This is a genomic window from Pseudomonas sp. C9-3, assembly GCF_032392015.1.
Taxonomy (GTDB): domain Bacteria; phylum Pseudomonadota; class Gammaproteobacteria; order Pseudomonadales; family Pseudomonadaceae; genus Pseudomonas; species Pseudomonas nitroreducens.
The window spans coordinates 4,810,711-4,837,347 of the sequence record NZ_CP135919.1 but is presented as its reverse complement, the minus strand read 5'-3'; the positions used below and the strand labels follow the sequence as shown (position 1 = coordinate 4,837,347).

21 protein-coding genes are annotated in these 26,637 nt (G+C 64.3%); 4 read left to right on the top strand and 17 right to left on the bottom strand.

Going from position 1 to position 26,637, the window contains the following annotated elements:
• The first annotated feature begins 168 nt into the window (after positions 1-168).
• From pnp to RS899_RS22200, 4 genes are all read left to right on the top strand, one after another.
• Positions 169-2,274 (top strand): polyribonucleotide nucleotidyltransferase, encoded by a 2,106-nt coding sequence (pnp, locus tag RS899_RS22215; RefSeq protein WP_054910614.1) that lies wholly within the window; start codon positions 169-171, stop codon positions 2,272-2,274.
• Between the two features lie 94 nt (positions 2,275-2,368).
• Positions 2,369-3,790: a hypothetical protein gene (locus RS899_RS22210; RefSeq protein WP_315808096.1), complete on the top strand. Its 1,422-nt coding sequence runs from the start codon at positions 2,369-2,371 to the stop codon at positions 3,788-3,790.
• Positions 3,791-3,983: 193 nt separating this feature from the next.
• Positions 3,984-4,331, top strand: a complete 348-nt coding sequence (locus RS899_RS22205; RefSeq protein WP_054910616.1) for a BON domain-containing protein — start codon at positions 3,984-3,986, stop codon at positions 4,329-4,331.
• A gap of 41 nt (positions 4,332-4,372) precedes the next feature.
• Positions 4,373-4,570, top strand: a complete 198-nt coding sequence (locus tag RS899_RS22200; protein ID WP_054910617.1) for a CsbD family protein — start codon at positions 4,373-4,375, stop codon at positions 4,568-4,570.
• Between the two features lie 64 nt (positions 4,571-4,634).
• On the opposite strand, the gene RS899_RS22195 is transcribed toward RS899_RS22200, so the two are convergent.
• The 17 genes from RS899_RS22195 to RS899_RS22115 form a co-directional block, all read right to left on the bottom strand.
• A complete protein-coding gene (locus tag RS899_RS22195; RefSeq protein WP_313462296.1) occupies positions 4,635-6,089 on the bottom strand; it encodes a rhomboid family intramembrane serine protease in 1,455 nt (484 codons plus the stop codon).
• A gap of 65 nt (positions 6,090-6,154) precedes the next feature.
• A complete protein-coding gene (locus tag RS899_RS22190; protein WP_409978031.1) occupies positions 6,155-6,478 on the bottom strand; it encodes a DUF2845 domain-containing protein in 324 nt (107 codons plus the stop codon).
• Positions 6,475-6,765, bottom strand: coding sequence for a DUF2845 domain-containing protein (locus RS899_RS22185; protein ID WP_315808095.1), 291 nt, complete (start codon positions 6,763-6,765; stop codon positions 6,475-6,477). Before RS899_RS22185 ends, RS899_RS22190 begins: the two co-directional genes overlap by 4 nt.
• 11 nt (positions 6,766-6,776) lie before the next feature.
• The gene (locus RS899_RS22180; RefSeq protein ID WP_315808094.1) at positions 6,777-9,854 is read right to left on the bottom strand and encodes a DUF748 domain-containing protein; all 3,078 of its coding nucleotides are present in this window, start codon (positions 9,852-9,854) and stop codon (positions 6,777-6,779) included.
• Between the two features lie 100 nt (positions 9,855-9,954).
• A complete protein-coding gene (locus RS899_RS22175) occupies positions 9,955-10,569 on the bottom strand; it encodes a response regulator transcription factor (protein ID WP_315808093.1) in 615 nt (204 codons plus the stop codon).
• A gap of 191 nt (positions 10,570-10,760) precedes the next feature.
• On the bottom strand, positions 10,761-11,939 hold the full coding sequence (locus tag RS899_RS22170) for an acetyl-CoA C-acetyltransferase (protein ID WP_315808092.1): 1,179 nt from the start codon (positions 11,937-11,939) through the stop codon (positions 10,761-10,763).
• Positions 11,940-12,038: 99 nt separating this feature from the next.
• Entirely contained in the window at positions 12,039-12,917 is an 879-nt protein-coding gene (locus tag RS899_RS22165; RefSeq protein ID WP_315808091.1) for an oxygenase MpaB family protein, read from the bottom strand.
• An 82-nt stretch (positions 12,918-12,999) separates the two neighbouring features.
• Positions 13,000-14,937, bottom strand: a complete 1,938-nt coding sequence (gene acs, locus RS899_RS22160; RefSeq protein WP_313462305.1) for an acetate--CoA ligase — start codon at positions 14,935-14,937, stop codon at positions 13,000-13,002.
• 244 nt (positions 14,938-15,181) lie between these two features.
• Entirely contained in the window at positions 15,182-16,846 is a 1,665-nt protein-coding gene (gene pgi / locus RS899_RS22155; RefSeq protein WP_233297191.1) for a glucose-6-phosphate isomerase, read from the bottom strand.
• A gap of 89 nt (positions 16,847-16,935) precedes the next feature.
• On the bottom strand, positions 16,936-17,316 hold the full coding sequence (gene panD / locus RS899_RS22150; RefSeq protein ID WP_169936518.1) for an aspartate 1-decarboxylase: 381 nt from the start codon (positions 17,314-17,316) through the stop codon (positions 16,936-16,938).
• A gap of 122 nt (positions 17,317-17,438) precedes the next feature.
• Positions 17,439-18,290: a pantoate--beta-alanine ligase gene (gene panC / locus RS899_RS22145; RefSeq protein ID WP_315808090.1), complete on the bottom strand. Its 852-nt coding sequence runs from the start codon at positions 18,288-18,290 to the stop codon at positions 17,439-17,441.
• Entirely contained in the window at positions 18,290-19,087 is a 798-nt protein-coding gene (panB, locus tag RS899_RS22140; protein WP_054910795.1) for a 3-methyl-2-oxobutanoate hydroxymethyltransferase, read from the bottom strand. The genes panC and panB overlap by 1 nt, the downstream gene beginning before the upstream one ends.
• Positions 19,088-19,228: 141 nt before the next feature.
• Positions 19,229-19,714: a 2-amino-4-hydroxy-6-hydroxymethyldihydropteridine diphosphokinase gene (gene folK, locus RS899_RS22135; RefSeq protein ID WP_233297188.1), complete on the bottom strand. Its 486-nt coding sequence runs from the start codon at positions 19,712-19,714 to the stop codon at positions 19,229-19,231.
• Complete coding sequence (locus RS899_RS22130) at positions 19,711-21,114, bottom strand: polynucleotide adenylyltransferase PcnB (RefSeq protein WP_054910797.1); 1,404 nt, start codon at positions 21,112-21,114, stop codon at positions 19,711-19,713. The genes folK and RS899_RS22130 overlap by 4 nt, the downstream gene beginning before the upstream one ends.
• Positions 21,115-21,868: 754 nt before the next feature.
• Positions 21,869-23,305 carry a sigma-54-dependent transcriptional regulator gene (locus RS899_RS22125; protein WP_233297187.1) on the bottom strand — a complete coding sequence of 479 codons (1,437 nt, stop codon included), beginning with the start codon at positions 23,303-23,305 and terminating at the stop codon, positions 21,869-21,871.
• A gap of 26 nt (positions 23,306-23,331) precedes the next feature.
• Positions 23,332-26,283, bottom strand: a complete 2,952-nt coding sequence (locus tag RS899_RS22120) for a sensor histidine kinase (RefSeq protein ID WP_054910799.1) — start codon at positions 26,281-26,283, stop codon at positions 23,332-23,334.
• Complete coding sequence (locus tag RS899_RS22115; protein ID WP_015478907.1) at positions 26,267-26,443, bottom strand: hypothetical protein; 177 nt, start codon at positions 26,441-26,443, stop codon at positions 26,267-26,269. Before RS899_RS22115 ends, RS899_RS22120 begins: the two co-directional genes overlap by 17 nt.
• Positions 26,444-26,637: the final 194 nt, after the last annotated feature.

Genomic DNA, 26,637 nt, shown 5'->3' with positions numbered 1-26,637 from the left:
ACGGCAAGCCTGAAGTGGGAAGCTGGGAGTCCGGAGTCGATGGGCGGTTCATACCGCTCATCGGCTCTGGCTCCCGGCTTTCTCGCTTTTATAGGGAATGAATTCGGGTCCGACTCCCGCCATTTCCACAATTTCCCCCAAGGCAACTAAAGAGAAGGTAGAGAAACCGTGAACCCGGTAATCAAGAAATTCCAGTTCGGTCAATCGACCGTAACCCTCGAGACTGGCCGCATCGCCCGCCAGGCCACCGGTGCCGTCCTGGTCACCATGGACGACGTGACCGTGCTCTGCACCGTCGTCGGCGCCAAGCAGGCCGACCCGACCAAGAGCTTCTTCCCGCTCTCCGTGCACTACCAGGAGAAGACCTACGCAGCTGGCCGTATCCCCGGTGGCTTCTTCAAGCGTGAAGGCCGTCCTTCCGAGAAGGAAACCCTGACCTCGCGCCTGATCGACCGTCCGATCCGCCCGCTGTTCCCCGAAGGTTTCATGAACGAAGTGCAGGTTGTCTGCACCGTCGTTTCCACCAACAAGAAGTCCGACCCGGACATCGCTGCCATGATCGGCACCTCCGCCGCCCTGGCGATCTCCGGCATTCCGTTCGCCGGCCCGATCGGCGCAGCCCGCGTTGGTTTCCACCCGGAAATCGGCTACATCCTCAACCCGACCTACGAGCAGCAGCAGAGCTCCAGCCTCGACATGGTCGTGGCCGGCACCTCCGACGCCGTGCTGATGGTTGAATCCGAGGCCGACGAGCTGACCGAAGACCAGATGCTCGGCGCTGTGCTCTACGCACACGAAGAGTTCCAGTCGGTCATCCGCGCCGTTGCCGAGCTGGCTACCGAAGCTGGCAAGCCGACCTGGAACTGGTCCGCTCCGGTCGAAAACACTGCCTTGGTCAACACCATCAAGGCCGAGTTCGGTGCTGCCATCTCCGAAGCCTACACCATCACCATCAAGCAGGACCGTTACGCGGCCCTGGGCGCCCTGCGCGACGAGATCGTCGCCAAGTTCGCCGGTGAAGGCGAAGGCCAGTTCCCGGCCGCTGAAGTCAAGGATGTGTTCGGCCTGCTCGAATACCGCACCGTTCGCGAAAACATCGTCAACGGCAAACCGCGTATCGACGGTCGCGACACCCGCACCGTTCGCCCGCTGCGCATCGAAGTCGGCGTACTGGGCAAGACCCACGGTTCCGCGCTGTTCACCCGCGGCGAAACCCAGGCTCTGGTCGTTGCCACCCTCGGCACCGCCCGTGACGCCCAGCTGCTCGATACCCTCGAAGGCGAGCGCAAAGACCCCTTCATGCTGCACTACAACTTCCCGCCGTTCTCGGTGGGCGAGTGTGGCCGCATGGGTAGCGCGGGCCGTCGTGAAATCGGCCACGGCCGTCTGGCACGTCGCAGCGTCGCTGCCATGCTGCCGACCCAGGATGAGTTCCCCTACACCATTCGCGTTGTTTCCGAGATCACCGAGTCCAACGGTTCCAGCTCCATGGCTTCCGTTTGCGGTGCTTCCCTGGCGCTGATGGACGCCGGTGTTCCGGTCAAGGCGCCGGTTGCCGGTATCGCCATGGGCCTGGTGAAGGAAGGTGACAAGTTCGCCATCCTGACCGACATCCTGGGTGACGAAGACCACCTGGGCGACATGGACTTCAAGGTCGCCGGTACCGACAAGGGCGTGACCGCCCTGCAGATGGACATCAAGATCAACGGCATCACCGAAGAGATCATGGAGATCGCCCTGGGCCAGGCCCTGGAAGCTCGCCTGAACATCCTCGGCCAGATGAACCAGATCATTGCCGCTCCGCGTGCAGAGCTGTCGGAAAACGCTCCGACCATGATCCAGATGAAGATCGACACCGACAAGATCCGCGACGTCATCGGCAAGGGCGGCGCCACCATTCGCAGCATCTGCGAAGAGACCAAGGCTTCGATCGATATCGAAGACGACGGCAGCGTGAAGATCTACGGCGAAACCAAGGAAGCTGCCGAGGCCGCCAAGCAGCGCGTCCTGGGCATCACCGCGGAAGCCGAGATCGGCAAGATCTACGTCGGCAAGGTCGAGCGCATCGTGGACTTCGGTGCCTTCGTCAACATCCTGCCGGGCAAAGACGGTCTGGTGCACATCTCGCAGATCAGCGACAAGCGCATCGACAAGGTCACCGACGTTCTGCAGGAAGGCCAGGAAGTCAAAGTCCTGGTTCTGGACGTGGACAACCGCGGCCGCATCAAGCTGTCCATCAAGGACGTAGCCGCTGCTGAAGCCTCTGGCGTATAAGCAAACGGTGAAATGAAAGAGGGCCCCTTGCGGGCCCTCTTTTTTTGCCTTGAGAATGCGACATTCGCCGATCTCGCTCCAAGGATGCCCCGAGATGGACAAGCGTTACTGTCACTACCACAGTGCCCAGCCCGCGACCTGGCATTGCCAGCCTTGCGAGCGCCATTATGGCGACTGCTGCATTCCGCTCAATGCCGACGCGCCGGAGTACGCGCCGTCGTGTCCGTTGTGCCGGGGCCATCTGCGCTACCTCGGCGCAGCGAATACCGCACAACCTTTCTGGGAGCGCTTGCCGAAGTTCTTCGCCTACGGCTTCCAGGTCGGGCCGTTGGCCTTCTGTGCCTTGCTGGCACTGGCCTGCGTGTTCATGCCGCCGATGTTCGTGCTGTGGATCGCTCTGTTCAGCGTGGCAACCAAATACCTGCATAGCGTGATCGAAACGGCGAGTTTTGGCGGCCAGGAAGCTCCAGGCCTGCTCGAAGCCTTCAGCCCCGACAGCCTGCGGACGTTCTTCCAGCAACTGGCGGTATTCCTGATCGCCCTGGTGCTGCTGTGGCTGGCGGCCGACTTCCATAGCGAGGCGATCTACTGGGCCGCGAACATCGGCATCATGCTGGTACTGCCGGCGAGCATCATCCGGCTGTCCCTGGACAAGAGCCTGGGGGCCGCGCTCAGCCCCAGCGAAGTGGGGCAGGTGATCGCGGCCATGGGCTGGCGCTACCTGATCCTCTGCGTGTTCCTGTTCATCCTCTGGCAGTCGCCCACTTATGTCGCCTGGCTCCTCTCCAATGGGCTGCCGCGGGTGGTGATGGTCCCGGTGGTGGCAGGCCTGACGGGTTATTTCGCCGTGGTGATGTGCGCCATGATGGGCTATGCCGTGTTCCAGTATCAGGGCGAGCTCGGCTACGTCTCCGCCGGAGAGGACGCCCCGGCCGGTTTCGCCGCGCCGGAATGGCACCGCCGCAAGGCACTGGCCGAGGCGGAGGTACGAGTCAAGGAGGGGCAGACCGGCGCGGCGCTGGAGATCCTCGTCGCGGCGCTTCGCGAAGGGCGCCAGGACCTCAAGCTGAACGAGCGCTATCACCAGTTGCTGTTCGCCCTGAACGAGCGTGCGGAATGCCTGAATCACCTGCCGCATTACCTGGGCCTGGCCAGCCGGCTCAACCCGCAGCTGGCTGCTAGCGCATTCCTCAATGCCCGGCAACTGCAGGCGGACTACCTGCCCGAGGACCCGAGCGTCTGCGAACGCATTGCCGAGGTGCTGATCGAGCGCCACAAGGCCCGCGAGGGGCTGAGCCTGCTGCGCAACCTGCACAAGCGCTACCCGGAGTACCCCGGCATTCCCCGCGCCTACCTGATGGCGGCACGGGCGTTTTCGGAGGAGCTGGGGCAGGTCGAACCCGCCCAGCAGTTGCTGGCTTTCATTCGCCAGCGTTATCCGGCGTTCGAGCAGATGGGCGAGGTTGTGCAGCTTGAGGCCGTGCTGGCGAAGTTGGGCAGAAGCTCAGGCACCTGATCGTGCAACCTGCATGGAGCGCAGCGGCAGACTTTGCAAACTGCAAGCGACTACTGTTTGGTATATGTTGATAACTTATTGATTAATAAGGTTTTTGCTGGAATGGAAAAGCTGGCACAGGGCTTGCGATAGTCCTAGTGCAACTGCAGCCAGGAACGGGCCGCAGTTTTCCAATAATTCAGGAGAAACCGCCATGAAACGTTTCAACAAACTGGCCCTTGCCGCTGCCACCGCAACCGCTCTGAGCTTCTCGTTCGCCAACTCGGTGTTCGCCCAGCCGACGACTCTGGCCGCCAATGACACCGTCCAGAAAACTGAAGAGGCGGTTTCCGACACCTGGATCACCAGCAAGGTGAAATCCAGCCTGATCGCCAACAAGGATATCAGCGGTACCAACATCAAGGTCGAAACCAACAAAGGTGTGGTTTCCCTGTCCGGTAACGTGAAAACCGACGCCGAGAAGGAACTGGCCGTCCAGACCGCCAAAGGCATCAAAGGCGTGACCGCTGTATCCGCCGATGGACTGAAGTCGGTCGAGTAAGGCCAAGCCCTTTTCCCACCGATCGCTAGAGGAGGATCGCCATGAACACTGACGTCATCAAAGGCAAGTGGAAGCAGCTGTCCGGCACGCTCAAGGAAAAGTGGGGCAAGCTCACTGACGACGACCTGCAGGCGGCGGACGGACACGCCGAGTACCTGGTAGGCAAACTGCAGGAGCGCTACGGCTGGACCCGCGAAAAAGCGGAAGAGGAAGTCCGCGACTTCAGCCGCCGTCTGTAGCGCCCACACCCAGGGATGACCCAAGCCTCGCCGGCACGCCGGCGGGGCTTTTTCATGGGTGGGATCAGGGGGCCAGGTGTTGCTGGTAGATCGTCAGTTGGCGCGTCGGGTCTGCTTCCGGGTAGTGCTGGCGGAGGAAGCGCGACAGCTCGCGTACAGCCTGCAGGTCACCCTTCTGGCCCACCTGCTTGGCCAGTTGCAGGGTCAGGCCCGGCAGCAGCTCGGGACGTTGGGCGGAGCGCGTCAGGCGGCGCCAACTGCTCAGTGCCTGCACGGACTCGTTGCGTTGCAGCAGCTTGCGCAGCAGGTGTAATTGAATGGTTGGATGGGCAAGCAGCCCGGTATCGCTGGCGGCACTTTCTTCAGCCAGCCTGCGCAGCAGTGCGTCGGCTGCCGGCGAAGGCGGCAGGGCAAACAACTGCTTGAGAGTTTCGCTCATCAAGCCCCGGTCCTGCCTCCCCTTGGCTACGCCGTACAGGCGTTCGACCAGCAAAGGTTGTCCCGGAAACTGCCGCAGCAGCTCCGCACCCCGTGCCGCGGCCTGGTCGAGGGCGAAGCGGCCGATCTGCTCATCCAGCGACGCCAGGGCGCGCTTGAAAGGGGCTTCGGGGTCTTCTTTCGCCAGGTACGCCTCGTCGACCGGCATCCGCCCCAGTTTGCGCGGCAGCCAGACGGCGAGGAAGCCGGAGACCAGCCCGCCGATGTGCGCGTAGTAGTTCACATGATCGGCGGCACGGACCAGCCCGAACAGTTCCTTGCCCAGCCACAGCGGCAGGATCCACAGCGCCGGTGCCTTCAGGTAGCCCATCAACGGCCCGAGCCAGTAGAAGAACTGGATGCGCCGCAGGCCATAGACGCCGATGTACATGCCCATCAGGCCGGAGATGGCGCCGGAGGCGCCGATGCCCGGCACCCAGGACGGATCCAGCGCCCACCACAGCAGGCCCGAGCAGAGGCCACTGAACAGGTAGAGGCCCAGGTACAGGGCACGCCCCAAGGCCGCTTCCAGAGCGAAGCCGAAGATGAACAGGAACACCATGTTGCCGGCCAGGTGCCAGAAGCTGCCATGAAGGAACATCGAGCCGAACAGGCCCTGGACGGTGAACCGCTCGGGGATGAAGCCGAAGCGCAGGCTGCTGGTCAGGTCGCGTGCGGTTTCGGCTTTCAGGCGCGCGGCCTGCCAGGCGCTGTCCTGCTGGAAGGCCGGCAGTGCACGCAGCTCATGGCCGAACTCCAGGTCCGAGAGAACGAGCCAGGCCAGCTGTTGACGCGGCAGGGCCTCCAGGGCGCGCTGCTGGTCGGCTTCCAGGCGGTCGCGGCGCTCCAGCGAGGCGCTGAACAAGGGGCGTTCATGACCCAGCAGGTCCTGGTCGAGATAGACGCGCACGGCCTCTTCGCGCCGGGTGCTGTCGCCCCCCTGGTAGCCGAAGTAGATCAGGACGTTGATGACGATGAGCAGCAGCGTGATAACGGGAGGCTTTTTCCAGTCCAGCGGATGCTCGGCGGGGACGATGACCATGGCGACCGGTCCTTGGCGCAAGTGGCGTGAGTGGCGGCGAGACTAGCACCTCGCCAGCACGGCTGTCAGTTACCGCTGCGCTTGCTCTGGATGTCGCTCAGCCGATTGCCCTCGAAGCGGACGAAATACAACATGCCGCTCCAGGGACCGTAGATCCATTCTTCCACGGCCACTTCCATGGATTCGCCGTAGCGGGGGCCAGGAACCTGCTTGTAGCCCAGGAAGGAGCGGCTGACCGGCTCGCCGCAGCGGCTGAGCACGTCGCTGGTGACGTCGCCGGTGCTGATGAGCATGCTATTGCAGCGCAAGCTGGCGGCCTGCACGTCCAGCGCAATGACAGTGAGCGGTAACACAAGCGCGGCCAGGCGCCGAGCGAAGGTGGTCTTCAATTGCGTTTGAACTCGATGCTTTTGAGTTTGTTGGCCTCGAAGGTGAGGATATAGCTGGTGCCGTTGCGCGGACCGTACACCCACTCCTCGACCCGGTACTCGCGGTGGTCGTAGCCGCTGAGGGTATAGCCGACTTCATCGCGGTGATCCGGCGCGCCGCACTTCTGCTCGACTTCCCAGGCACGGTCGCCGGCGTTGATCAGGGAACTACCGCAGCGCATGCTTTCCGCCTGGGCGCCCGCCGCGCAAAGCAGCAGGGCGCAGGGCATCCAGGTCAGGGCTTTCATCGAACGACTCCTTACTCGCTATCGAGGTGAAGCTGGGTGGCCACGTTGCCACCATTCTCCGCTTCGCCGAAGCTGACGTCGATGAGGTAGATGCGGTCGTCCCCCAGGCCGCCCTTGCTGACCAGATAGTCCTTGATCTGGGTCGCGCGCTCCTGACCGAGCTTGCGCAGCAGCAATTGGCTGTCGCTCCAGGAGTCGAGCACGGCCTGGCGCATCTTCGCCGAACGTTCGTCCTTGCTCAGGTCCTGCCACTCCGCCGGAGGTTGTTTCTTCAGGCGCGCACGGTAGACGCCTTCGAGCAGGATCGGCTGCAGGTCCTCGGGGACTTCCAACTGGCTGGCGTCACTGGGCACCTTGTCGCCGCGGCGCTGCAACATGCTGTAGTAGTTCTTCTGGTATTCCTGTTTCAGGCGCTTGTCGGCCAGCAGCGGGCCGTCGCTGGCTGCGGCGGCGACACCTTCGACTTCCAGCTTCAGGGCCGGGCGCTGCTTGAGCGCGCCGGCCAGTTTGTCGAGGTTGGCCTGGGCGGCGGAATCCAGCTCGCTGGAGCCGGGCGCGAAGGTCACGCTGCCCAGGTCCTCGTCGCCGCCGCCGGCGAGCCCGGCGATGAATTTGAAGGGTGCCTGCACCGCGCGTACCACCAGGTTGCGCAGGGTCTGCCAGACGATGGGCATGACGCTGAACTGCGGGTTGTTCAGGTCGCCTTCCACCGGCAGCTGGATATCGATGTTGCCGTTGGCGTCCTTGAGCAGCGCGATCGCCAGTTTCACCGGCAGGTCCACAGCGTCGGGGCTGTCGACCTTCTCGCCCAGTTGCAGGTGTTCTACCAGCACCTTGTTGTCGGCCTTCAGCTTGCCCTGGGTGATCTGGTAGTGCAGGTCCAGGTTCAGCCGGCCCTTGCGGATGCGATAGCCGGCGAACTTGCCGGAGTAGGGCGTCAGGGTAGTCAGCTCGACGCGCTTGAAGCTGGTGGCGATGTCCAGCTTCTCCAGCGGCGAGAAGGGGTTGAGGCTGCCCTTGATGGTGACCGGGGCGTACTTGTCGACCTTGCCCTTCACGTCCACCGAGGCGGGTGTCGGATTGCGGTTGTCGATGGTGCCGATCTCGCCGCCCAACTGCTGGATGGCGGTGGCGAAGTCCGGGCGCAGGGTCAGGTCGGCGAAGTTGGCCGAACCGTTGTTGATCTTCACCCCGCCGATGCGGATGCCCAGCGGCTTGCTGTTGCCACTGCCGCCTTTGTTCGCGGAGGACGATGCGGATTCCGGCTGCGCGATGATCAGTTCGCTGACGTTGGTGCTGCGGTCCTCGTTGATGATGAAGCGTGCGTAGGGCTCTTCCAGCGACACCGTCTGGATCACCAGGCTGTCGCCATGTTTGTAGGCCAGGCCGTCGAGGGTCAGCTTGGTCCATTTGACGAAGTCGCGGTTCTTGAGGGTGTCCAGGGTGTGCAACTGGGTGACCTGGGCGCTGCCGTTGACGCTGAAAGCCAGCGGCTCGGTGCCCTTGAGGTCGACATCTAGGTCGCTGGCCAGCAGGCCGCTGCGCAGTTCCAGGCGGATGAACGGATCGATGTAGGCCTGGGCGACGCGCAGGTCGATGTCGCGTGTGGAGACCTTGAGCTTCGCGCTGACTGGGTTGGGGATGACCTGGCCGCTGGCCTCGATCTGGCCGCGAGGGCCGAGACCGGTCTTGAGTTTGAGTTGCAGGGGCGAGGTCAGGCCGCTGTCGAGGTTCTGCAGGTCAAGGTCCAGAGGGCCGACTTCGAGATTCACCGGCTTGCTCGGTGCGCGATCGGCCAGGTGGGCCTTGTAGCCGCGCAACTGGGTGTCGCGCAGGACCACGTGCCAGGTCTTCTTCGGCTCAACCGGCGCGGCGGGCTGGGCATCTGCGGGCCGGGGTGCGGTAGCGGCTGCTGGCGGCGCCTTGGCCGTATCGTTGTCCGAAACCGTGGCGGCCTCCGCAGGGGACGTTTGCAGCTGGCCGGCGACAGTCTCGCCGGACGCTGCCTTGGCTTCGCTGGCGGGCTTCTGCTCGGGAGCGGCTTGCGCCTGCGGAGTCGGTTCCTCGGGGCGCTTGTAGGGTTTGAAGTCGGCGAAGAGCTTCTGCCAGTCCAGCTGCCCATCCTTCTCCCGCGCCGCCCAGGCTTCCAGGCCCTGGCTGCGGATCTGGCCAACGATCACTTCCTGCTTGGCGAGGTCCAGCGTAGTTTCGGCGACATCCAGGGTGGCGAGCTTGGCCAGCGGCTTGCCATCCGGCGATGCCAGGTCGAGGTCGCGCAGCTTGATGGCCGCCTTGTCCAGCAGCAACTGGGTGTCTTTCGACAGGTCCAGGTGGTAGTCGGAGGCGACGCTGAGAATGCCGTTGTTAAGGTTGAGCGGAGCGTTGTCACGCACATAGGGCCACCAGGCCTTCAGTGGCACGCCGTCCAGAGTGAAGCTGCCCTTGGAGGTGAAGGGCACGATGCTCAGGTCGCCTTTCCAGTCGAGCTTGCCGCCGTGCGGGCCGGTAGCGACCAAGGTCATTTCGGCGCCGTCGTCGGGCAGCGTGCTGAGGTTGTGCAGCTCGAACCCCAGAGGGTCGAAGACGAACTCCACCGGCTCGCTGGGGCGACGGTCGAGGAAGTGCAGGCTGCCCTCGGCCAGGCGAATGCGGTCGATGCGCAGCGGGAAGGGATCGCTCGGCTCCGCCGGCGGTGGGGTCGGTTCGCTGGGGGGCAGCTTGAACAGCTTGGTGAGATTGAGCGTGCCGTTCTCGGCGAACAGCAACTCGGTGTGCGGCGCATCCAGTTCGACATCCGCCAGGTGCAACTGGCGCTTCCACAGGCTATCGAGTTCGAGGTTGGCGTAGAGGCGGCGGAAACGTACCTGTTCCTGCCCCTCTTCGCCCAGGTGCAATCCCCAGAGGGTGAGTTCCAGGCTGAAAGGATTGAACTCGATACGTTCCAGGCGCGCCGGGCCGGTCGAGTATTGAGCCAGTTGTTGGTTGGCTACACGCAGGCCAATGCCGGGAAGGATGAGAAAACCCAGCAGGCAGTAGAGAGAGACCAGCAACAAGACCGCGCCGATGGCGCGTTTCAATCCTTTGGGCATGGCGAGAGTCGTTTCCGTCGTGACGTGCAGAACCAGTATGGCACGGCTGGGATGGTTCGATTCGAAAGTCGCCTTCGGACGCGGTTTTCAGTGATGTCTGTCAGTCGTTCAAGCGATTGGTGCGGGCGAACTCAACGAGGTCCACGAGGCTTTCGAGGTTCAGCTTCTCCAGAATGCGCGTCTTGTAGGTGCTGACGGTCTTCTGGCTGAGGAAGAGCTCCTCGGCGATGTCCTTGTTGCTCATGCCTCTCACCAGGCTGCGCAGCACCACCAGTTCGCGTGGCGTCAGGCTGGCCACCGGGTCGGCGTTCTTGTCGATGCTCAGTGCCTTTTCCGGGAAGCAGCGATAGCCCGACACCAGCATGCGGGCCGCATTGAGAATGGCGCTGGTGTCCTTGTTCTTGCTGACGAAGCCATGCGCACCCGCGGCTTCGACCTTGCTCGAGTACAGGCGTTCATCCTGCGAGCTCAAGACCAGCAGGCGGATGTTCTCGTCAAAGATGTGGATGCGCGCCAGCAGGTCGAGGCCGTCCATCCCCGGCAGGTTGAGGTCCAGTATCACGAGGTCCGGACGTTCCTTGCGGACAGCGTCCAGGCCGCCATGGCCATCGGCTGCCTCGCGTGTTACTTCGAACTGTGGATCCTGTTCAAGCAGCGAACGGATCGCCAGGCGCATCGCGGGGTGATCCTCGATCAGCACCACACGTTTCTTCATGGTTGACTCCCTGAGTCCAAATGATTGCGCGCATTGATCTTGAAGATAGACCAGTTGTTCAAGCACCTACGGAATATTCCTATGCGTAGGACCGAAAGCATGCGGGAAGTCAACTTGAGAGGGCATGGGCCTGCAAGCGTGCGTGGAGACTTGCTGTGCAGAAGGAATTCTGCTCAGCAAGTCCATGTAGGTCAGCGCTGCAGCGCCAGCGCTACACCTTGGCCACCGCCGATACAGAGCGTGGCGAGGCCCTTTTTCGCGTCGCGTCGTAGCATCTCGTGCAGCAAGGTGACCAGTACGCGGCAGCCCGATGCGCCGACGGGATGGCCAAGGGCGATGGCGCCGCCGTTGACGTTCACCTTCGAGGCATCCCAGCCCAGTTCCTTGCCCACGGACAATGCCTGGGCGGCGAACGCCTCGTTGGCCTCGATCAGGTCCAGTTCGGCGAGCTGCCAGCCGGCTTTCTCCAGGCAGCGGTGGGTAGCCGAGACCGGGCCGATCCCCATGATGGCAGGGTCGACACCGGCGTTGGCATAAGCGGCGATGCGGGCCAGGACCGGTAGGCCCAGTTCCGCAGCCTTGGCCGCGCTCATCAGCAACACGGCGGCTGCGCCGTCATTGAGGGTCGAAGCATTGCCGGCGGTGACGCTGCCGTCTTTCTTGAACGCCGGCTTGAGCTTGGCCAGGGATTCTGCGGTGGTGCCGGCGCGGGGCTGCTCGTCGGTGTCGAAGCGCAGGGCTTCGCCCTTGCGCTGGGGAATCTCGATGGCGGTGATTTCGGCCTTGAAGCGCCCCGCTTCAATGGCCTCGGCGGCCTTGCGTTGCGATTCGGCGGCGAAGGCGTCCTGGTCCTCCCGGCTGATGCCGTACTTCTCCACCAGATTTTCGGCGGTGATGCCCATGTGGTAGTCGTTGAAGGCATCCCACAGGCCGTCCTGAATCATGCTGTCGACCAGTTTGGCGTGGCCCATACGCAGGCCGGTACGGGCGCCAGGCATGACGTAGGGGGCGAGGCTCATGCTTTCCTGGCCACCGGCGATGACGATATCGGCGTCACCACAGCGGATGGCCTGCGCAGCCAGGTGCAAGGCCTTGAGCCCGGAGCCGCAGACCTTGTTCACCGTCATTGCCGGCACCGTGTTGGGCAGGCCTGCGGCAATGGAAGCCTGGCGCGCCGGGTTCTGGCCGGCACCGGCGGTCAGTGTCTGGCCGAGGATGACTTCATCCACCCGGGCCGGATCCAGGCCGGTCTGTTGCAGCAGGCTGCGAATCACCGCGGCGCCCAGTTCATGGGCCGGCAATGTGGCGAGGGAACCCTGGAAGCTGCCGATGGCGGTACGGGTGGCAGCGACGATGACGACTTCTTGCATGACGCGAATCCTCTGGCTGGCGCGGCAACGGCCGCAGCGAAGGAGCATGGTTGCACGCTCGCCGCCGGCTCACCACCCTCCGAACCGAGTGGTCACGCTTCAGCGCAGAGGGGGCAGGCCCATGCGCCGGCGCGCGCGGTGCAGCGAGCCGTTGCGTACCGCCCAGCGCAACAGCGGCACGCTGCGCTTCACGCTGGAACGGATCAGCTGGCGCTGCAAACTGCCGAGGCTCAGGCCGAGCTGGTCTGTCGCCCAGTCCGGGAGCAGGTCGATGCCGGCGCGCATCATCAGCATGCCGAAGGGCTTGGCGAGGAAGCTGGGGGCAGGGGCGTTGAAGAGCACGCTGACCACTTCTCGGGTGCGTTCGTCGTAGCGAAGCTGTGGGCGCATGCGTTGCAGGTAGGCAGCAACCTCCACCCGCGAGCGCGGGACATTGCGTGCACCGAGGCGCTCGGCGATCAGGGCTATCTCGTCGTAGTAGCGGTCCTGTTCTTCGCCGGAAAGATTCGGGTTCAGGTAGCGCAGGTGCGAGGCGAGGAAGCAGCTGACTTCGGCGACGTGCACCCAGGTGAGCAAGTCCGGGTTGCTGGCCGCATACGGGGTGCCGTCGGGAAGGGTGCCGTGGACGCCGTCGTGGATGCGGCGCACACGCTCGATCAGCCTCTCGGCGTCACCGCGCGAACCGTAGGTGGTAGCGGAGATGAACTGCCCGGTGCGGCGCAGGCGGCCGAGCATGTCGGCGCGGAAGTTGGAGTGGTCCCACACTCCACCGAGCGCGGCCGGATGGAGCATCTGCAGGAGCAGGGCGCTGATGCCGCCAATGAGCATCGAGCTGAAGTCGCCATGGACTTTCCAGCTGATGGATTCCGGCCCGAACAGGCCGGGGTCGCCCTTGGGCGACTCGAAGTCGACCCCGCCCAGGGCGAGGCCGGTCAGGCTGAGTACCTGGCTTTCGATATGACGGCGAACGGTTTCCATTGCGGCGGACAGGCCTCAGGGCAAGGACGACAGGTCTGTTCCATAAACCTAGCATCTTTGCGCCCTCGGCCTGTAGCGCAGGTCAACGGTTGAGGCGGTTGTCGATCAGCCCCTGGACCACGCTGGGGTCAGCCAGGGTCGAGGTATCGCCGAGATTTTCCAGTTCGTTGCAGGCGATCTTGCGCAGGATGCGCCGCATGATCTTGCCCGAGCGCGTCTTGGGCAGCCCCGGCGCCCACTGCAGCATTTCCGGCTTGGCGAAGCTGCCGATCTCCTTGCTCACCAGGGCCAGCAGTTCCTGCTTGAGTGCGTCGCTGGGCTCGATGCCGTTCATGGTGGTGACGAAGGCATAGATGCCCTGGCCCTTGAGGTCGTGCGGATAGCCGACCACGGCGGCCTCGGCGACCGAGTCATGCAGCACCAGCGCGCTCTCCACCTCGGCGGTGCCGATGCGATGGCCGGAGACGTTGATCACGTCGTCCACACGGCCGGTGATCCAGTAGTAGCCATCCTCGTCGCGCCGCGCGCCGTCGCCGGTGAAGTAGTAGCCGGGGTAGGGTTTGAAGTAGGTATCGATCATCCGCTGGTGATCACCGTAGACACTGCGGATCTGGCTGGGCCAGCTGGCTTTCACAGCGAGTACGCCGGAGCCGGGACCATCGATTTCCTTGCCCTGCTCATCCAGCAGCACCGGTTGCACGCCGAAGAAGGGGCGGGTCGCCGAGCCGGGCTTGAGGTCGGTGGCGCCGGGCAGCGGAGTGATCAGGATGCTGCCGGTTTCGGTCTGCCACCAGGTGTCGACGATGGGGCAGCGCTTCTCGCCGACGACTTCGTAGTACCACTCCCAGGCTTCCGGGTTGATCGGCTCGCCCACCGAGCCGAGCAGGCGCAGGCTACCGCGGCTGGTCTTCTGCACGGGAGCATCGCCTTCGCGCATCAACGCGCGGATGGCGGTGGGCGCGGTGTAGAAGATGTTCACCTGGTGCTTGTCGATCACCTGCCAGAAGCGCGAGGCGTCCGGGTAGTTCGGCACGCCTTCGAACATCAGCGTGGTGGCGCCGTTGGCCAGCGGGCCGTAGACGATGTAGCTGTGCCCGGTGACCCAGCCCACGTCTGCGGTGCACCAGTAGATGTCGCCATCGTGGTAATCGAATACGTACTTGTGGGTCATCGCCGCGCCCAGCAGGTAGCCGCCGGTGGTGTGCAGCACGCCCTTGGGTTTGCCGGTCGAGCCGGAGGTGTAGAGGATGAACAGCGGATCCTCGGCATCCATCGGCTCGGGTGCGCAGTCCTCGCTGGCCTCGCGGAGGGCCTCGTGGTACCAGAGGTCGCGGCCTTCGACCCATGGGATCTCGCCCTGGGTACGCTCGACCACGACCACGGTGGACACGTTCGGGCAGTCCGCCAGGGCTTTTTCCACGTTCTTCTTCAGCGGGACGTACTTGCCGCCGCGCACGCCTTCGTCGGCGGTGATCACGGTGCGGCAATCGGCATCGTTGATGCGGTCACGCAGGGCGTCCGGGGAGAAGCCGCCGAACACCACCGAATGGATCGCACCGATCCGTGCGCAGGCCAGCATCGCGTAGGCAGCTTCGGGGATCATCGGCATGTAGATGCAGACCCGGTCGCCTTTCCCGACACCGCGGCTCTTGAGCACATTGGCCAGGCGGCAGACATGGCTGTGCAGCTTGCGGTAGGTGATGTTGGCGGATTCAGCCGGGTTGTCGCCTTCCCAGATGATCGCGACCTGCTCGGCGCGCTGTTCGAGGTGGCGGTCGATGCAGTTGTAGGTGACGTTGAGCTCGCCGCCCTTGAACCAGGTCGCCTGGCCCTTCGCGAGGTCACCGTGGTGCACCGAGTGCCAGGGCTTGAACCAGTCGAGGAAGGTCTTGGCCTGCTCGCCCCAGAAAGTATGCGGGTCGTCTACCGACTGCTGGTAGAGGCGCTGGTAGGCATCGTTGTCGAGGTAGGCACGCTTGCGTACGGCCTCCGGCACGGGGTGAAGGCTGATCTCATGCATGGGGAATCCTTGTTGTTGTTTAGCCGAGATGCCCCAAGGGTGCATCCAAGGCAAGGCGGGTTCAAGGGTTGTCCATGCAGTTTCGACGCGCCACGAGACGGGAGCGTTCCCGCGCGGGTGTTCTGATCGGCGTTGCAGAGCGCTATGCGCAGAGGGTGGGGAGGGCGGATGGAGCTGAGGGGGATAGCGAAGAGGACCGTGCCGAGCAAACGGGTGAGCAGGCGCCCACCCGTTCGTAAAGCCATCAGCCGCGGTGACGGCCGCGGAAGAAGTCGATCAGGCCCTGGGTGGAACCGTCCTCGGCGGCGCTTTCTTCGCTGCCGACCAAGCGGCCATAGACCGCCTTGCCCAGCTCCTTGCCCAGTTCCACGCCCCACTGGTCGAAGGCGTTGATGCCCCAGAGGATGCTCTGCACGTAGACCTTGTGCTCGTACATGGCGATCAGTGCGCCCAGGCGGCGAGCGCTGATGCGCTCGAGCACCAGGGTGTTGCTCGGGCGGTTGCCGGGGATCACCTTGTGCGGCGCCAGGCGCTGCACTTCGGCCTCGTCCACGCCCTTGGCGCGCAGTTCGGCCTCGGCTTCGGCGCGGCTCTTGCCGACCATCAGCGCCTGGCTCTGCGACAGGCAGTTGGCGTACAGCCACTGGTGGTGATCGGCGACCGGGTTGTAGCTGGACACCGGGACGATGAAGTCGGCCGGGATCAGGTGGGTGCCCTGGTGCAGCAACTGGTGGTACGCGTGCTGGCCGTTGCAGCCCACGCCGCCCCAGATCACCGGGCCTGTGCCGGCGGACACCGGGGTGCCGTCCTGGCGCACGCTCTTACCGTTGGACTCCATGTCCAACTGCTGCAGGTGGTCGGTGATGTTCCGCAGGTAGTAGTCGTAGGGCAGGATCGCGTGGCTGCGCGCGCCCCAGAAGTCGCCATACCACACGCCGAGCAGGCCCAGCAGCACCGGGATGTTCTTCTCGAACGGCGCGGTGAGGAAGTGCTGGTCCATGCTGTAGGCGCCGGACAGCAGCTCCTTGAAGTTGTTGATACCCACCGACATGGCGATCGGCAGGCCGATGGCTGACCACAGCGAGTAACGGCCACCGACCCAGTCCCACATCGGGAAGACGTTTTCCGGGCGAATGCCGAAGGCGGAAGCGGCTTCCTTGTTGCTGGAAACGGCGATGAAGTGGCGGTACAGCTCCGCCTCGCTGCCGCCCTGGGCCAGGTACCAGGCGCGGGCGGCCTGGGCGTTCTTCAGGGTTTCCAGGGTGCCGAAGGACTTCGACGAGACGATGAACAGCGTGGTCTCGGCGTTGAGCTTGGCGGTCATCTCGCGGAATTCACTGCCGTCGATGTTCGCCAGGTAGTGGCAGCGCACGCCTTTCTGGGCGAAGGGCAGCAGCGCTTCGGAGACCAGCTGCGGGCCGAGGAAGGAGCCACCGATGCCGATGTTCACCACGTCGGTGATCGGCTTCTCGGTGTAGCCGCGCCACAGGCCGTTGTGCACGGCAGCGACCAGTTCGGTCATCTGGTGCAGCACGCGGTGCACCTCGGGCATCACATCGTTGCCGTCCACCAGCACCTTGTCGCCGATAGGACGGCGCAGCGCGGTGTGCAGCACCGGGCGGCGCTCGGAGGCATTGATCACCTCGCCACGGAACATGGACTGGATGGCCTCGCCCAGCTTGGCTTCCTCGGCGAGCTTCACCAGCAGGTCGAGGGTGTCCTGGCGGATCAGGTTCTTCGAGAAGTCGAGGAACAGGCCGCAGGCGCTGAGGGAGAAGCGCTTGAAGCGCTCCGGGTCCTCGGCGAACGCCTCGCGCATGGTGAAGTTCTGCAGATCCTGGCGATGTGCGGCCAACGCCTGCCAGCTCGCCAGTTTGGTGGCATCCAGCGGGGTGAGGTGGTGTTCCATGACGTACCTTCGGGTGAGACGTGCGTGTTTGAGCTTGAGGCTTTCGAACGGGAAAGATGCCCGGTGGTTCCGGGCATCGTCTCTTCGGATCAGGCGAGCTGGACCGGGATCGCGTTGCTGGTATGGCTCAGCTCGTTACCGGGAGCCATGTACAGCATGCGCGGCTTGTAGTCTTCCAGCTCGGCATCGCTGAACTGAGCGTACGCGCAGATGATCACCCGGTCACCCACCTTGGCCTTGTGGGCGGCGGCGCCGTTGACGGAAATCATCCGCGAACCTTCTTCGCCACGGATGGCGTAGGTGGTGAAGCGTTCGCCGTTGTCGACGTTGTAGATCTGGATCTGTTCGTACTCGCGGATTCCGGCGAGATCGAGCCATTCGCCGTCAATCGCGCAGGAGCCTTCATAGTCGAGCACGGCGTGGGTGACTTCGGCGCGGTGCAGTTTGGCTTTGAGCATGATGCTCTGCATGACGTGGCTCCTGTTTTTCTTCTGGTCGAGGAGAGCGGGGCGAGTATGCCCGAGCACCCGAAGTCGCTCAAGGCCGCGGTTGGCGCGGCTTCGAGGCGAAAATTCGGGTGTCGGGCGGGGAATCAGTCGATGTGGAAGGCGAGGTTGTCGATTAGCCGGGTGGTGCCGAGGAAGGCGGCGACCAGGATCACCAACTGATGGTCTTGCGCGCTGGCCGGGTGCAGGCCGGCGGGCTCACGGGCCTCCAGGTAATCGATGCGCAGGCCGGCGTCCTCGATCTGCCGGCGGCCTTCGGCCAGCAGGGCAGGGAAGTCACGCTCGCCCTGGCGGATGCGCTCGGCGAGTTGCTTCAGCGTGCGCTGCAGCACCGGCGCGACGGCGCGTTGCTCTTCGGTCAGGTAACCGTTGCGGGAGGACAGCGCCAGGCCATCCTCCGCACGCACGGTCGGCTCGCCGAAGATCTGCATCGGCAGGTTCAGGTCACGCACCAGCTTGCGGATCACCGCCAACTGCTGGAAGTCCTTCTCACCGAACAGCGCCATGTCGGGCTGGACCATGTTGAACAGCTTGCAGACCACGGTGGCGACGCCATCGAAGTGGCCCGGTCGGCTGCCGCCGCACAGGCCCTCGGAGACACCAGTCACGTGCAGGCGGGTCTGGCCGTCCATGCCGTCCGGGTACATCTCCTCGACGGTGGGGGCGAACAGCAGGTGGCAACCGGCGCTGAGCAGCTTCTCCTGGTCGGCGGCAAGGGTGCGCGGGTACTTGTCCAGGTCTTCGCTGGGGCCGAACTGCAGCGGGTTGACGAAGATGCTGGCGACCACGAAATCGGCGCGCTGGCTGGCCTTGGTCACCAGCGCGGCGTGGCCGGCGTGCAGGTTGCCCATGGTCGGCACCAGCGCGATGCGCTTGCCTTCGCTACGGGCGCGCGCTACAGCGGCACGCAGCTCGCGGACTGTCTTGACTGTGTTCATCAGGCGAAACCGTGCTCCGGGCCAGGGAAGGTACCGTCCTTCACGGCCTTCACATAGGCAGCGAATGCGGACTGGATATCGGGCTGGCCCTCGAGGAAGTTCTTCACGAACTTCGGCGAGCGACCGGACAGCGACAGGCCAAGCATGTCATGCATCACCAGCACCTGGCCGTCGGTGCCGGCACCGGCGCCGATACCGATGACCGGGATCTTCACGGCTTCGGTGATTTCCTTCGCCAGGGCGGACGGTACGCATTCCAGCAGCAACACTGCAGCGCCAGCCTGCTCCAGGGCAATGGCATCGGCACGCAGCTGGCGCGCCTGGTTTTCCTGGCGGCCCTGGACCTTGAAGCCGCCGAACAGGTTGACGGCCTGCGGGGTGAGGCCCAGGTGTGCGCATACGGGGATGCCCATCTGGGCCAGGCGGACGATCGGCTCGGCGAGCCAGGAGCCGCCTTCGAGCTTGACCATATGGGCGCCGGCCTGCATCACCTTGACCGAGTCGCGCAGCAACTGGTCCAGCGAGGTGCCGGATTCGAACGGCAGGTCGGTGACGATCAGTGCGCCCTTGTTACCGCGTTTGACTGCGGCGGTGTGGTAGGCCATGTCTTCGACGGTCACCGGCAGCGTACTGTCGTGACCTTGCAGCACCATACCCAGGGAGTCACCGATCAGCAGCATTTCGGCACCGGCCAGGCTGGCGGTGTGGGCGAAAGTGGCATCGTAGGAGGTCAGCATCGCGATCTTTTCGCCGCTTTGCTTGAGACCTTGCAGGGTGGTCAGGGTGACATCAGGCATGAAAGTGTCCTCGGTTCTGCGCCGGGCAGGGGCAAACGGGGCCCTATAGTCCGGATCGAAAAAGGCGAAGTCAATTGCAGGTGTTACCGGACTGTTACGGCGTTACTGTCAGTGCGCCCCACACCTGGGGCGCAGCATGCCTCAGGACAGGCGCTCGAGGCCGCTGAACGGACAGGCGGCGAGCAGCTCGGGCAGGGTACGACCGTCGGGGAAACGCAGTTGTGGGGCCAGGTCTGCCAGCGGGTAAAGCACGAAGGCGCGGGCGTGCATGTGGTAGTGCGGGACGGTGAGGCGCGGCTCGTCGATCACCCGGTCACCGAACAGCAGGATATCGAGATCGAGGGTGCGTGGCCCCCAGCGCTCGTCCTTGCGTACGCGCCCTTGTTCCAGCTCGATGGTCTGCAGGGCATCCAGCAGGGCGAGTGGGTCCAGGTCGGTATCCAGCGCGGCCACGGCATTGACGTAGCGTGGCTGGTCCGGCGGGCCCAGCGGATCGCTGGCGTACAGCGGGGAAACCACCGCTACCTTGCTGGCGGGAATCTGCGCCATGGCCTTCAGTGCGGCTTCCAACTGCTGGCGCGGCTCGGCGAGATTGCTCCCGAGCCCGATGTACACGCGCTCGCTCATTCGCTGCTGGTGCCTTCGGTGCGTGGGCCGCGGCGGCGGCGGTTGTTGCCGCCACGCCGGCGCTTGCGCGGGGCTGCGCCGGCTTCTTCCTGCTGGCTGGCCAGGTTGCGGATCATGCCGCGACGCTCGCCATCGCTGGCTTCCTGGTAGTCGGTCCACCAGTCGCCGAGACCGCCGGTTTCCTCGCCGGCGCTTTCGCGCAGCAGAAGGAAATCGTAGCCGGCGCGGAAGCGCGGGTTTTCCAGCAGCAGGTCGGCCTTCTTGCCCTGGCGGCGCGGCAGGCGTTCCTGCATGTCCCAGATCTCGCGGATCGGAATGGTGAAACGCTTGGGCACCGCAGTGCGACGGCACTGTTCGAGGATCAGTTCGTGGGCGGCTTCCTGCATCGCCGGGATCGGCGGCATGCCGCGGTCCTGCAGTTTCAGCACGCGGGCGGGCAGGGCCGGCCAGAGCAGCGCGGCAAACAGGAAGGCCGGGGTGACCGGCTTGCCCAGGCGAATGCGCTCGTCGGTGTTGGCCAGGGCCTGGCGCATCAGCTTGCCGGCGTATTCCGGGTCATCCTTCAGCGCCTTGGCGCTCGCCGGGAACAGCGGAGCGAACAGGTCATATTCGTTGAGCAATTCGAAGGTGCGCTCGGCCTTGCCGCTGAGGAACAGCTTGAGCACCTCGTCGAACAGGCGCGCGGACGGAATCTCGTTGAGCAGCGGGGCGAGACGGCGGATCGGCGCAGCACTGTGCTTCTCGATCTCGAAGTCCAGTTTGGCGGCGAAACGCACCGCGCGCAGCATGCGTACCGGGTCTTCGAGGTAACGCTGCTCCGGGTCGCCGATCAGGCGGATCAGGCGGTTGCGGATATCGCGCACGCCGTGGGCGTAGTCGAGGATGCGCTCGCCGGTAACGTCGAAGTACAAGGCGTTGATGGTGAAGTCGCGGCGCTGGGCGTCGTCTTCCAGGGTGCCATAGACGTTGTCGCGCAGGATGCGGCCGGCTTCGTTACGCGAAGCGTGGGCGCTGTCGGTATCGTCTTCGCTGACCGGGTGGTTAGCGCGGAAGGTGGCGACCTCGATGATCTCGCGGCCGAAATGGACATGGACCAGCTTGAAGCGGCGACCGATCACCCGCGCGTTGCGGAATTCGGCGCGCACCTGCTCCGGGGTGGCGCTGGTGGCTACGTCGAAGTCCTTGGGCGGAATGCCGAGCAGCGGGTCTCGTACGCCACCGCCGACGATGTAGGCCTGGTAGCCGGCCTTCGTCAGGCGCTCCACGACGTTCACCGCGTTCCTGCTGAACTGTTCCCGCCGCAGCGAGTGCTGATGATTGCCAACGACTTCCGGAGTAGTGCGGACAGCGCGCGGACGGCGCAATGGGGATCGGATGGACTGGATCAGCTTTTTCAGCATGTGTGCACTATCGGGAATGGGTGTATGGATGGCGTCTGCAGCGCCGCGTGTTCACGGCGTTTCCTGGAGGATGGCGGGTGCCTGCTGCTGCCTGGAAACAATTGGCAGCAAATCGTCTGCCGTCTGCGCCGCGGCGATTCTAGCATTGTGGGGTGGGATGATGAAGAAAACTGGGGAAAGGGACTTGCGGGGAGAAGGGGAGAGGGTGTAGCGAAAGCTACTGGGGGAGCCGAGGCTCCCCCCCAAATAGGTGCGTGCTTTGTTTTTATTATGATTACCGGGCTTGTTGTTTTTGTTTGTAGACCCGACCCTCGAAGCTACCTGCTTCGGGGAACCTTCCACACTTGGAAGGTGTTCAATAGCAAACGGATTGCTTTGGTCGCTGAGTGAGCAATGATCTTGCGATCCAACCAGTTTTGCGTGCTGCCTCAAGACAGTTTTATTCTTCTTGACTGGTTGCGGGACTGCTCCCGACGGCTACCCTTCTCCAAAAGAATCAGTTAGCTGCGCCTCCGCGATTTTGTTTTTGTTGTGCTGGAGTCGTTTCGTCTTGTTCTTATTTTGAGTGGTCGTGCTTGTTATTGTTGTTGTGCCAATAACAAAGCAGATGCCGTGCCAACTTTTGCGAATCCTTATTTTTCAATGGCTTGCGAGGATTCGCCTCCGAACGGCAGGCACAAAAAAGCCGGGTTTCCGTTACCGATGAACCCGGCTTTGTTACGGAGCATGTCTCCGGTAACAGTGTGGTGACCTGTTACGAGTCCGCCGCAGCACCCGATTTGCGGCGTGGGATGCCCAGGCGCTGGCGACGTTCCCACAGGCATTTGCGGCTGATGCCCAGCTTGCGGGCCAGCTCGGTCTCGGTCATGTGGTCCTGGTGTTCGAGGACGAAGTGCTGGAAGTAGTCCTCCAGCGACAGATCCTCGGTGGGCTCGTGATTGCTGGCGCTGCCGTTGGTCGGGCGCAGGTCGCCGTCATCGCCGAAGTCGTCTTCCAGATCGTCCAGCTCGATGTCGATGCCTAGCAGGTCGGCAGGGATTTCCTGGCTTTCGCTGAGGATCACAGCGCGCTCGATGGCGTTCTCCAGTTCGCGTACGTTACCCGGCCACGGGTAGTGACGGATGGCCTGCTCGGCTTCGTGAGAGAAGGTCAGCGCCGGGCGCCCCATCTGGGAGCACTGGCGCGCCAGGAAGGAGCGGGCGATTTCCATGACGTCGGCCCCGCGTTCGCGCAGGGGCGGCAGCTTCAGCGAGATCACGTGCAGGCGGTAATAGAGGTCTTCGCGGAACTGGCCGGTCTTGGCCAGCATTTTCAGGTCGCGGTGGGTGGCAGCGATCAGGCGGACGTCGACCTTCTGCGACTGCACCGAGCCGACCCGGCGGATCTCGCCTTCCTGCAATACGCGCAGCAGGCGCGCCTGGGCTTCCAGCGGCAGTTCGCCGATTTCGTCGAGGAACAGGGTGCCGCCGTCGGCGGCTTCCACGAGGCCCGCACGGCCAGCGCTGGCGCCGGTGAATGCGCCTTTCTCGTGGCCGAACAGTTCGGATTCGATCAGGGTTTCCGGGATCGCGGCGCAGTTCACCGAGATCAGCGGCGCCTTGGTGCGCTTGGACAGGTTGTGCAGCGCACGGGCGACCAGTTCCTTGCCGGTACCGGACTCGCCCTGGATCAGCACGTTGGAATCAGTCGGCGCGACCTTGCGGATCTTGGTGTAGAGCTCCTGCATGGGCGGGCAGGAGCCGATGATGCCGATATCGCCATCCGCGGCGGCGGTGTTACCGCTGCTACGCTCGGCGGCCTTGGCGTTACCGCGGGTTTCGGCGGGAGCGTTACGGTTCTCCTGGCGATCCTTGAGGATGCGCGCCACAGCCTGGAGCATCTCGTCGTGGTCGAACGGCTTGGCGATGTAGTCCACCGCGCCCATCTTCATCGAGTCCACCGCCGAGCGCAGGCTGGCGTAGCTGGTCATGATCAGCACCGGGGTGCCCTGGGCCAGCTTGATCAGTTCGGTGCCGGGGGCGCCGGGCAGGCGCAGGTCGCTGACGATCATGTCGAACGACGGGATGCTGTAGCGCTCCTGTGCCTCCTGCACCGAGCCAGCCTCGCTGACCTGGTACTGGTTCCGCTCGAGCAACCGTCGCAGGGCGGAACGGATGATGGTTTCGTCTTCGACGATGAGGATATGTGCCATGTATTCAGCTCTCTCGACGTGCTCGTTTACTGCTCGGCCGTCGGGCCAGGATGCCGCGGCAAGGTGACGCTGATGCGGGTACCGCATTCGCGTTCCGGGTCTGCCGGGCTGTCTATGGTGATTTGCCCATAATGCTCTTCCACGATCGAATAGACCAGCGCGAGGCCCAGGCCGGTTCCTTTGCCCGGGTCCTTGGTGGTGAAGAACGGCTCGAACAGGCGGTCGATGATCGATTTGGGTATGCCGCTGCCTTCGTCCTCGACGATCAGGTCGACGGTTTGCTCGGAGGCTTCGCTGCGTACGCGGATCGCGCCGTTGGGCGGCGAGGCATCACGAGCGTTGGAGAGCAGGTTGATCAGTACCTGCGCCAGGCGCTGGGAGTCGCCTTCCACCCAGTGTTCCGGGTCGCACAGGTTGAAGAACTGCACATCGACGCTGCGCTTGTTCAGCGAGAGCAGGCCGATGGCTTCCTGGGCGACGTCCGCCAGGCATACCGGCTCGGCCGCAACCTGTTTGCCGCCGGCGTGGGCGAAGCTCATCAGTGACTGCACGATGCGCGAGACGCGCTTGGTCTGCTCGAGGATCTGCCCGCTGATCTCGGTCAGTTCGCTATCGCCCTCGCGCTCTTCCCGCAGGTTCTGCGCCAGGCAGGCGATGCCGGTGATGGGGTTGCCGATCTCGTGGGCGACACCGGCGGCCAGGCGGCCGATGGAAGCCAGGCGCTCGGAGTGGATCAGTTTGTCTTCCAGGGACTGGGTTTCGGTGAGGTCTTCCACCAGCAGTACCAGGCCGCTGTTACCGGGCGCGAGCGGTTCCTCGATCGCCGCCTTGTGCAGGTTCAGCCAGCGGGTCTGGCCCTCGATGGACAGACGCTGCTTGTGCAGGTGCTCGTCCGGCGCATCGATGAAGCCTTCCAGCAGGCCGCGCCACGGGTCGGGCAGGGCGGCCAGGCGGGAGCCGACCACGCGTTGTGCGCTGACACCAGTGAGGTCCTCGATGGCGCGGTTCCACATGAGGATTTCCTGGTCCTTGGCCAGCGAGCAGACGCCCATGGGCAGATCCTGCAGGGTCTGGCGGTGGTAGCGGCGCAGGGTGTCGAGTTCGGCGGCCAGGCCGGTGAGCCGGGAGTGGTAATCCTCCAGGCGGCTCTCGATGAAGTGGATGTCCTCGGTGACATAGGCTTCGCTGCTGGCCTTGTAGGGCAGGAAGGTTTCCACCATGTCCTGCGCCACGCTCGGGCCCATCAGGCCGGAAAGGTTCGCTTCGATGCGGTCGCGCAGACGGCGCAGGGCATAGGGGCGGCGCTCGTCGAAGGGCAGGTGCAGGTCGCGCAGGGCCTGCTCCACCTCGCGCTGTGCAGTCTTTGCGCCCAACGGTTTGGCCAGCTGGCTGGCGAACTCCTGTGGGGAGACTGCGATCAGCTCGCGGCGCTGCGGGCGGCGGACATTGTCCACGGCGCAGGCTTCGGCGGCGCCCTTCTCTTCATCGCTGGCTTCGGTGAACAGCGAGACCAGGGTGAACACCAGCACGTTGGCCGCCAGCGAGGCGAGCGCCGCGAGGTGCCAGGTGGTGTCGTCCAGTACGTAGAGCGAGTTGAACAGCGGCAGATAGATGCTCTGCATGTTCGCGACCAGCGGGGTGAGCATGGTCGCGCCCCACACCAGCATGCCCGCCACCAGGCCGGCGATGAAGCCGCGGCGGTTGGCGGTCGGCCAGTAGAGCACGGCCAGCGCGCCGGGGAGGAACTGCAGGGTGGCGACGAAGGAGACGATGCCGAGGTTGGACAGGTCCTGCTCGGCGCCCAGCAGCAAGTAGAAGGCATAACCGGCCATGATGATCGCGGCGATCAGGGCGCGGCGTGTCCATTTCAGCCAGCGGTAGATGTTGCCCTCGGCTGGCGGCTGGTAGAGCGGCAGCACCAGGTGGTTGAGCACCATGCCCGAGAGCGCCAGGGTCATTACGATAATCAAGCCGCTGGCGGCGGAGATGCCGCCGATGAAGGCGGTCAGCGCCAGCGCCGGGCTGTCCACCGAGATGCCCAGGCCGAGGGTGAAGTATTCCGGGTTGGTCGAGGCGCCCAGGTGCAGGCCGGCCCAGAGGATTGGCGGCACTGCCAGGCTCATCGGCAGCAGGAACAGCGGCAGGCCCCAACTGGCGCTGAGCAGCGAGCGCGGGTTGAGGTTCTCGGTGAAGGTCATGTGGAACATGTGGGGCATCACGATGGCCGCGGCGAAGAACACCAGCAGCAGCGTGCGCCACGGGCCTTCGGCGAGTGGCGTGTGCAGGGTGCTCAGCGCTTCCTGGTTCTGCAGCAGCCAGACTTCCAGGCCGTCGGGGCCGCCGAACACGCCATACAGAGCGAACAGGCCGATGGAGCAGAGCGCCACCAGCTTCACCAGCGACTCGAAGGCGATCGCCATCACCAGCCCTTCGTGGCGCTCGCGGGTGGCGATGTGGCGCGCGCCGAAGAGGATGGCAAACAGTGTGATCAGTGCGCAGAACGCCAACGCCGCGCGGTTGGGCTCGGATTCGCGGGTGAGGATGCTGATCGAGTCGGTCACTGCCTGGATCTGCAGTGCCAGCATCGGCAATACGCCGATCAGCATGAACAGTGTGGTCAGCGCGCCGGCCCAGGTGCTGCGGAAGCGGAAGGCGAACAGGTCGGCCAGCGACGACAACTGGTAGGCCCGCGTGATGCGCAGGATCGGATAGAGCAGCACCGGGGCAAGCAGGAAGGCTCCGGAAACGCCCAGGTAGATCGCCAGGAAGCCGTAGCCGTACTGGTAGGCCAGCCCGACCGTGCCATAGAACGCCCACGCGCTGGCATACACGCCCAGCGACAGGGTGTAGATCAACGGGTGGCGCACCAGCCGGCGCGGGATGAAGCCGCGCTCGGTGATCCAGGCGACACCGAAAAGGACCATCAGGTAAGCGGCGCTGATCAGGATCAGCTGGGTGAGGCTAAAGCTCGTCAGCATCGCGCTGGCTCTGCAGGATGAAGGTGACGACGATCAGGATCAGCCACAGCAGATACGGGCGGTACCAGGCGCCGTGGGGATCGATCCACCAGTCCATGATGGCCGGTGAGAACAGGTAGATGCCCACGACCAGGAGCAACACCAGTCGGTAGATGTACATGTCGTCTCTCTCTTGGTTCGGCGGGCAGGCTACCTGTGCGCACAGTCGCCGGCAAGCCGGCCCGGCTCTTGCCGAAGGGGCGGCAGACCTTGTGGGAGCGAGCTTGCTCGCGAACAAGCCCCCGCAGCGGGATTCGGGTTCGCGAGCAAGGGCTAGGCGCCCCACTCGGTCCTGCGAAGAGCCGCTGCTGTTTA

Bases quoted from the DNA above. Each gene is read 5' to 3' on its own strand.
- RS899_RS22115 (WP_015478907.1), bottom strand. From the start codon at position 26,443: ATGTACATCTACCGACTGGTGTTGCTCCTGGTCGTGGGCATCTACCTG.
- panD (WP_169936518.1), bottom strand. From the start codon at position 17,316: ATGCAGAGCATCATGCTCAAAGCCAAACTGCACCGCGCCGAAGTCACC.
- panB (WP_054910795.1), bottom strand. From the start codon at position 19,087: ATGCCTGATGTCACCCTGACCACCCTGCAAGGTCTCAAGCAAAGCGGC.
- RS899_RS22180 (WP_315808094.1), bottom strand. From the start codon at position 9,854: ATGCCCAAAGGATTGAAACGCGCCATCGGCGCGGTCTTGTTGCTGGTC.
- RS899_RS22130 (WP_054910797.1), bottom strand. From the start codon at position 21,114: ATGCTGAAAAAGCTGATCCAGTCCATCCGATCCCCATTGCGCCGTCCG.
- RS899_RS22200 (WP_054910617.1), top strand. From the start codon at position 4,373: ATGAACACTGACGTCATCAAAGGCAAGTGGAAGCAGCTGTCCGGCACG.
- folK (WP_233297188.1), bottom strand. From the start codon at position 19,714: ATGAGCGAGCGCGTGTACATCGGGCTCGGGAGCAATCTCGCCGAGCCG.
- RS899_RS22185 (WP_315808095.1), bottom strand. From the start codon at position 6,765: ATGAAAGCCCTGACCTGGATGCCCTGCGCCCTGCTGCTTTGCGCGGCG.
- RS899_RS22175 (WP_315808093.1), bottom strand. From the start codon at position 10,569: ATGAAGAAACGTGTGGTGCTGATCGAGGATCACCCCGCGATGCGCCTG.
- RS899_RS22120 (WP_054910799.1), bottom strand. From the start codon at position 26,283: ATGCTGACGAGCTTTAGCCTCACCCAGCTGATCCTGATCAGCGCCGCT.
- pgi (WP_233297191.1), bottom strand. From the start codon at position 16,846: ATGGAACACCACCTCACCCCGCTGGATGCCACCAAACTGGCGAGCTGG.
- acs (WP_313462305.1), bottom strand. From the start codon at position 14,937: ATGCATGAGATCAGCCTTCACCCCGTGCCGGAGGCCGTACGCAAGCGT.
- panC (WP_315808090.1), bottom strand. From the start codon at position 18,290: ATGAACACAGTCAAGACAGTCCGCGAGCTGCGTGCCGCTGTAGCGCGC.
- RS899_RS22170 (WP_315808092.1), bottom strand. From the start codon at position 11,939: ATGCAAGAAGTCGTCATCGTCGCTGCCACCCGTACCGCCATCGGCAGC.
- RS899_RS22205 (WP_054910616.1), top strand. From the start codon at position 3,984: ATGAAACGTTTCAACAAACTGGCCCTTGCCGCTGCCACCGCAACCGCT.
- RS899_RS22210 (WP_315808096.1), top strand. From the start codon at position 2,369: ATGGACAAGCGTTACTGTCACTACCACAGTGCCCAGCCCGCGACCTGG.
- RS899_RS22195 (WP_313462296.1), bottom strand. From the start codon at position 6,089: ATGGTCATCGTCCCCGCCGAGCATCCGCTGGACTGGAAAAAGCCTCCC.
- RS899_RS22125 (WP_233297187.1), bottom strand. From the start codon at position 23,305: ATGGCACATATCCTCATCGTCGAAGACGAAACCATCATCCGTTCCGCC.
- RS899_RS22165 (WP_315808091.1), bottom strand. From the start codon at position 12,917: ATGGAAACCGTTCGCCGTCATATCGAAAGCCAGGTACTCAGCCTGACC.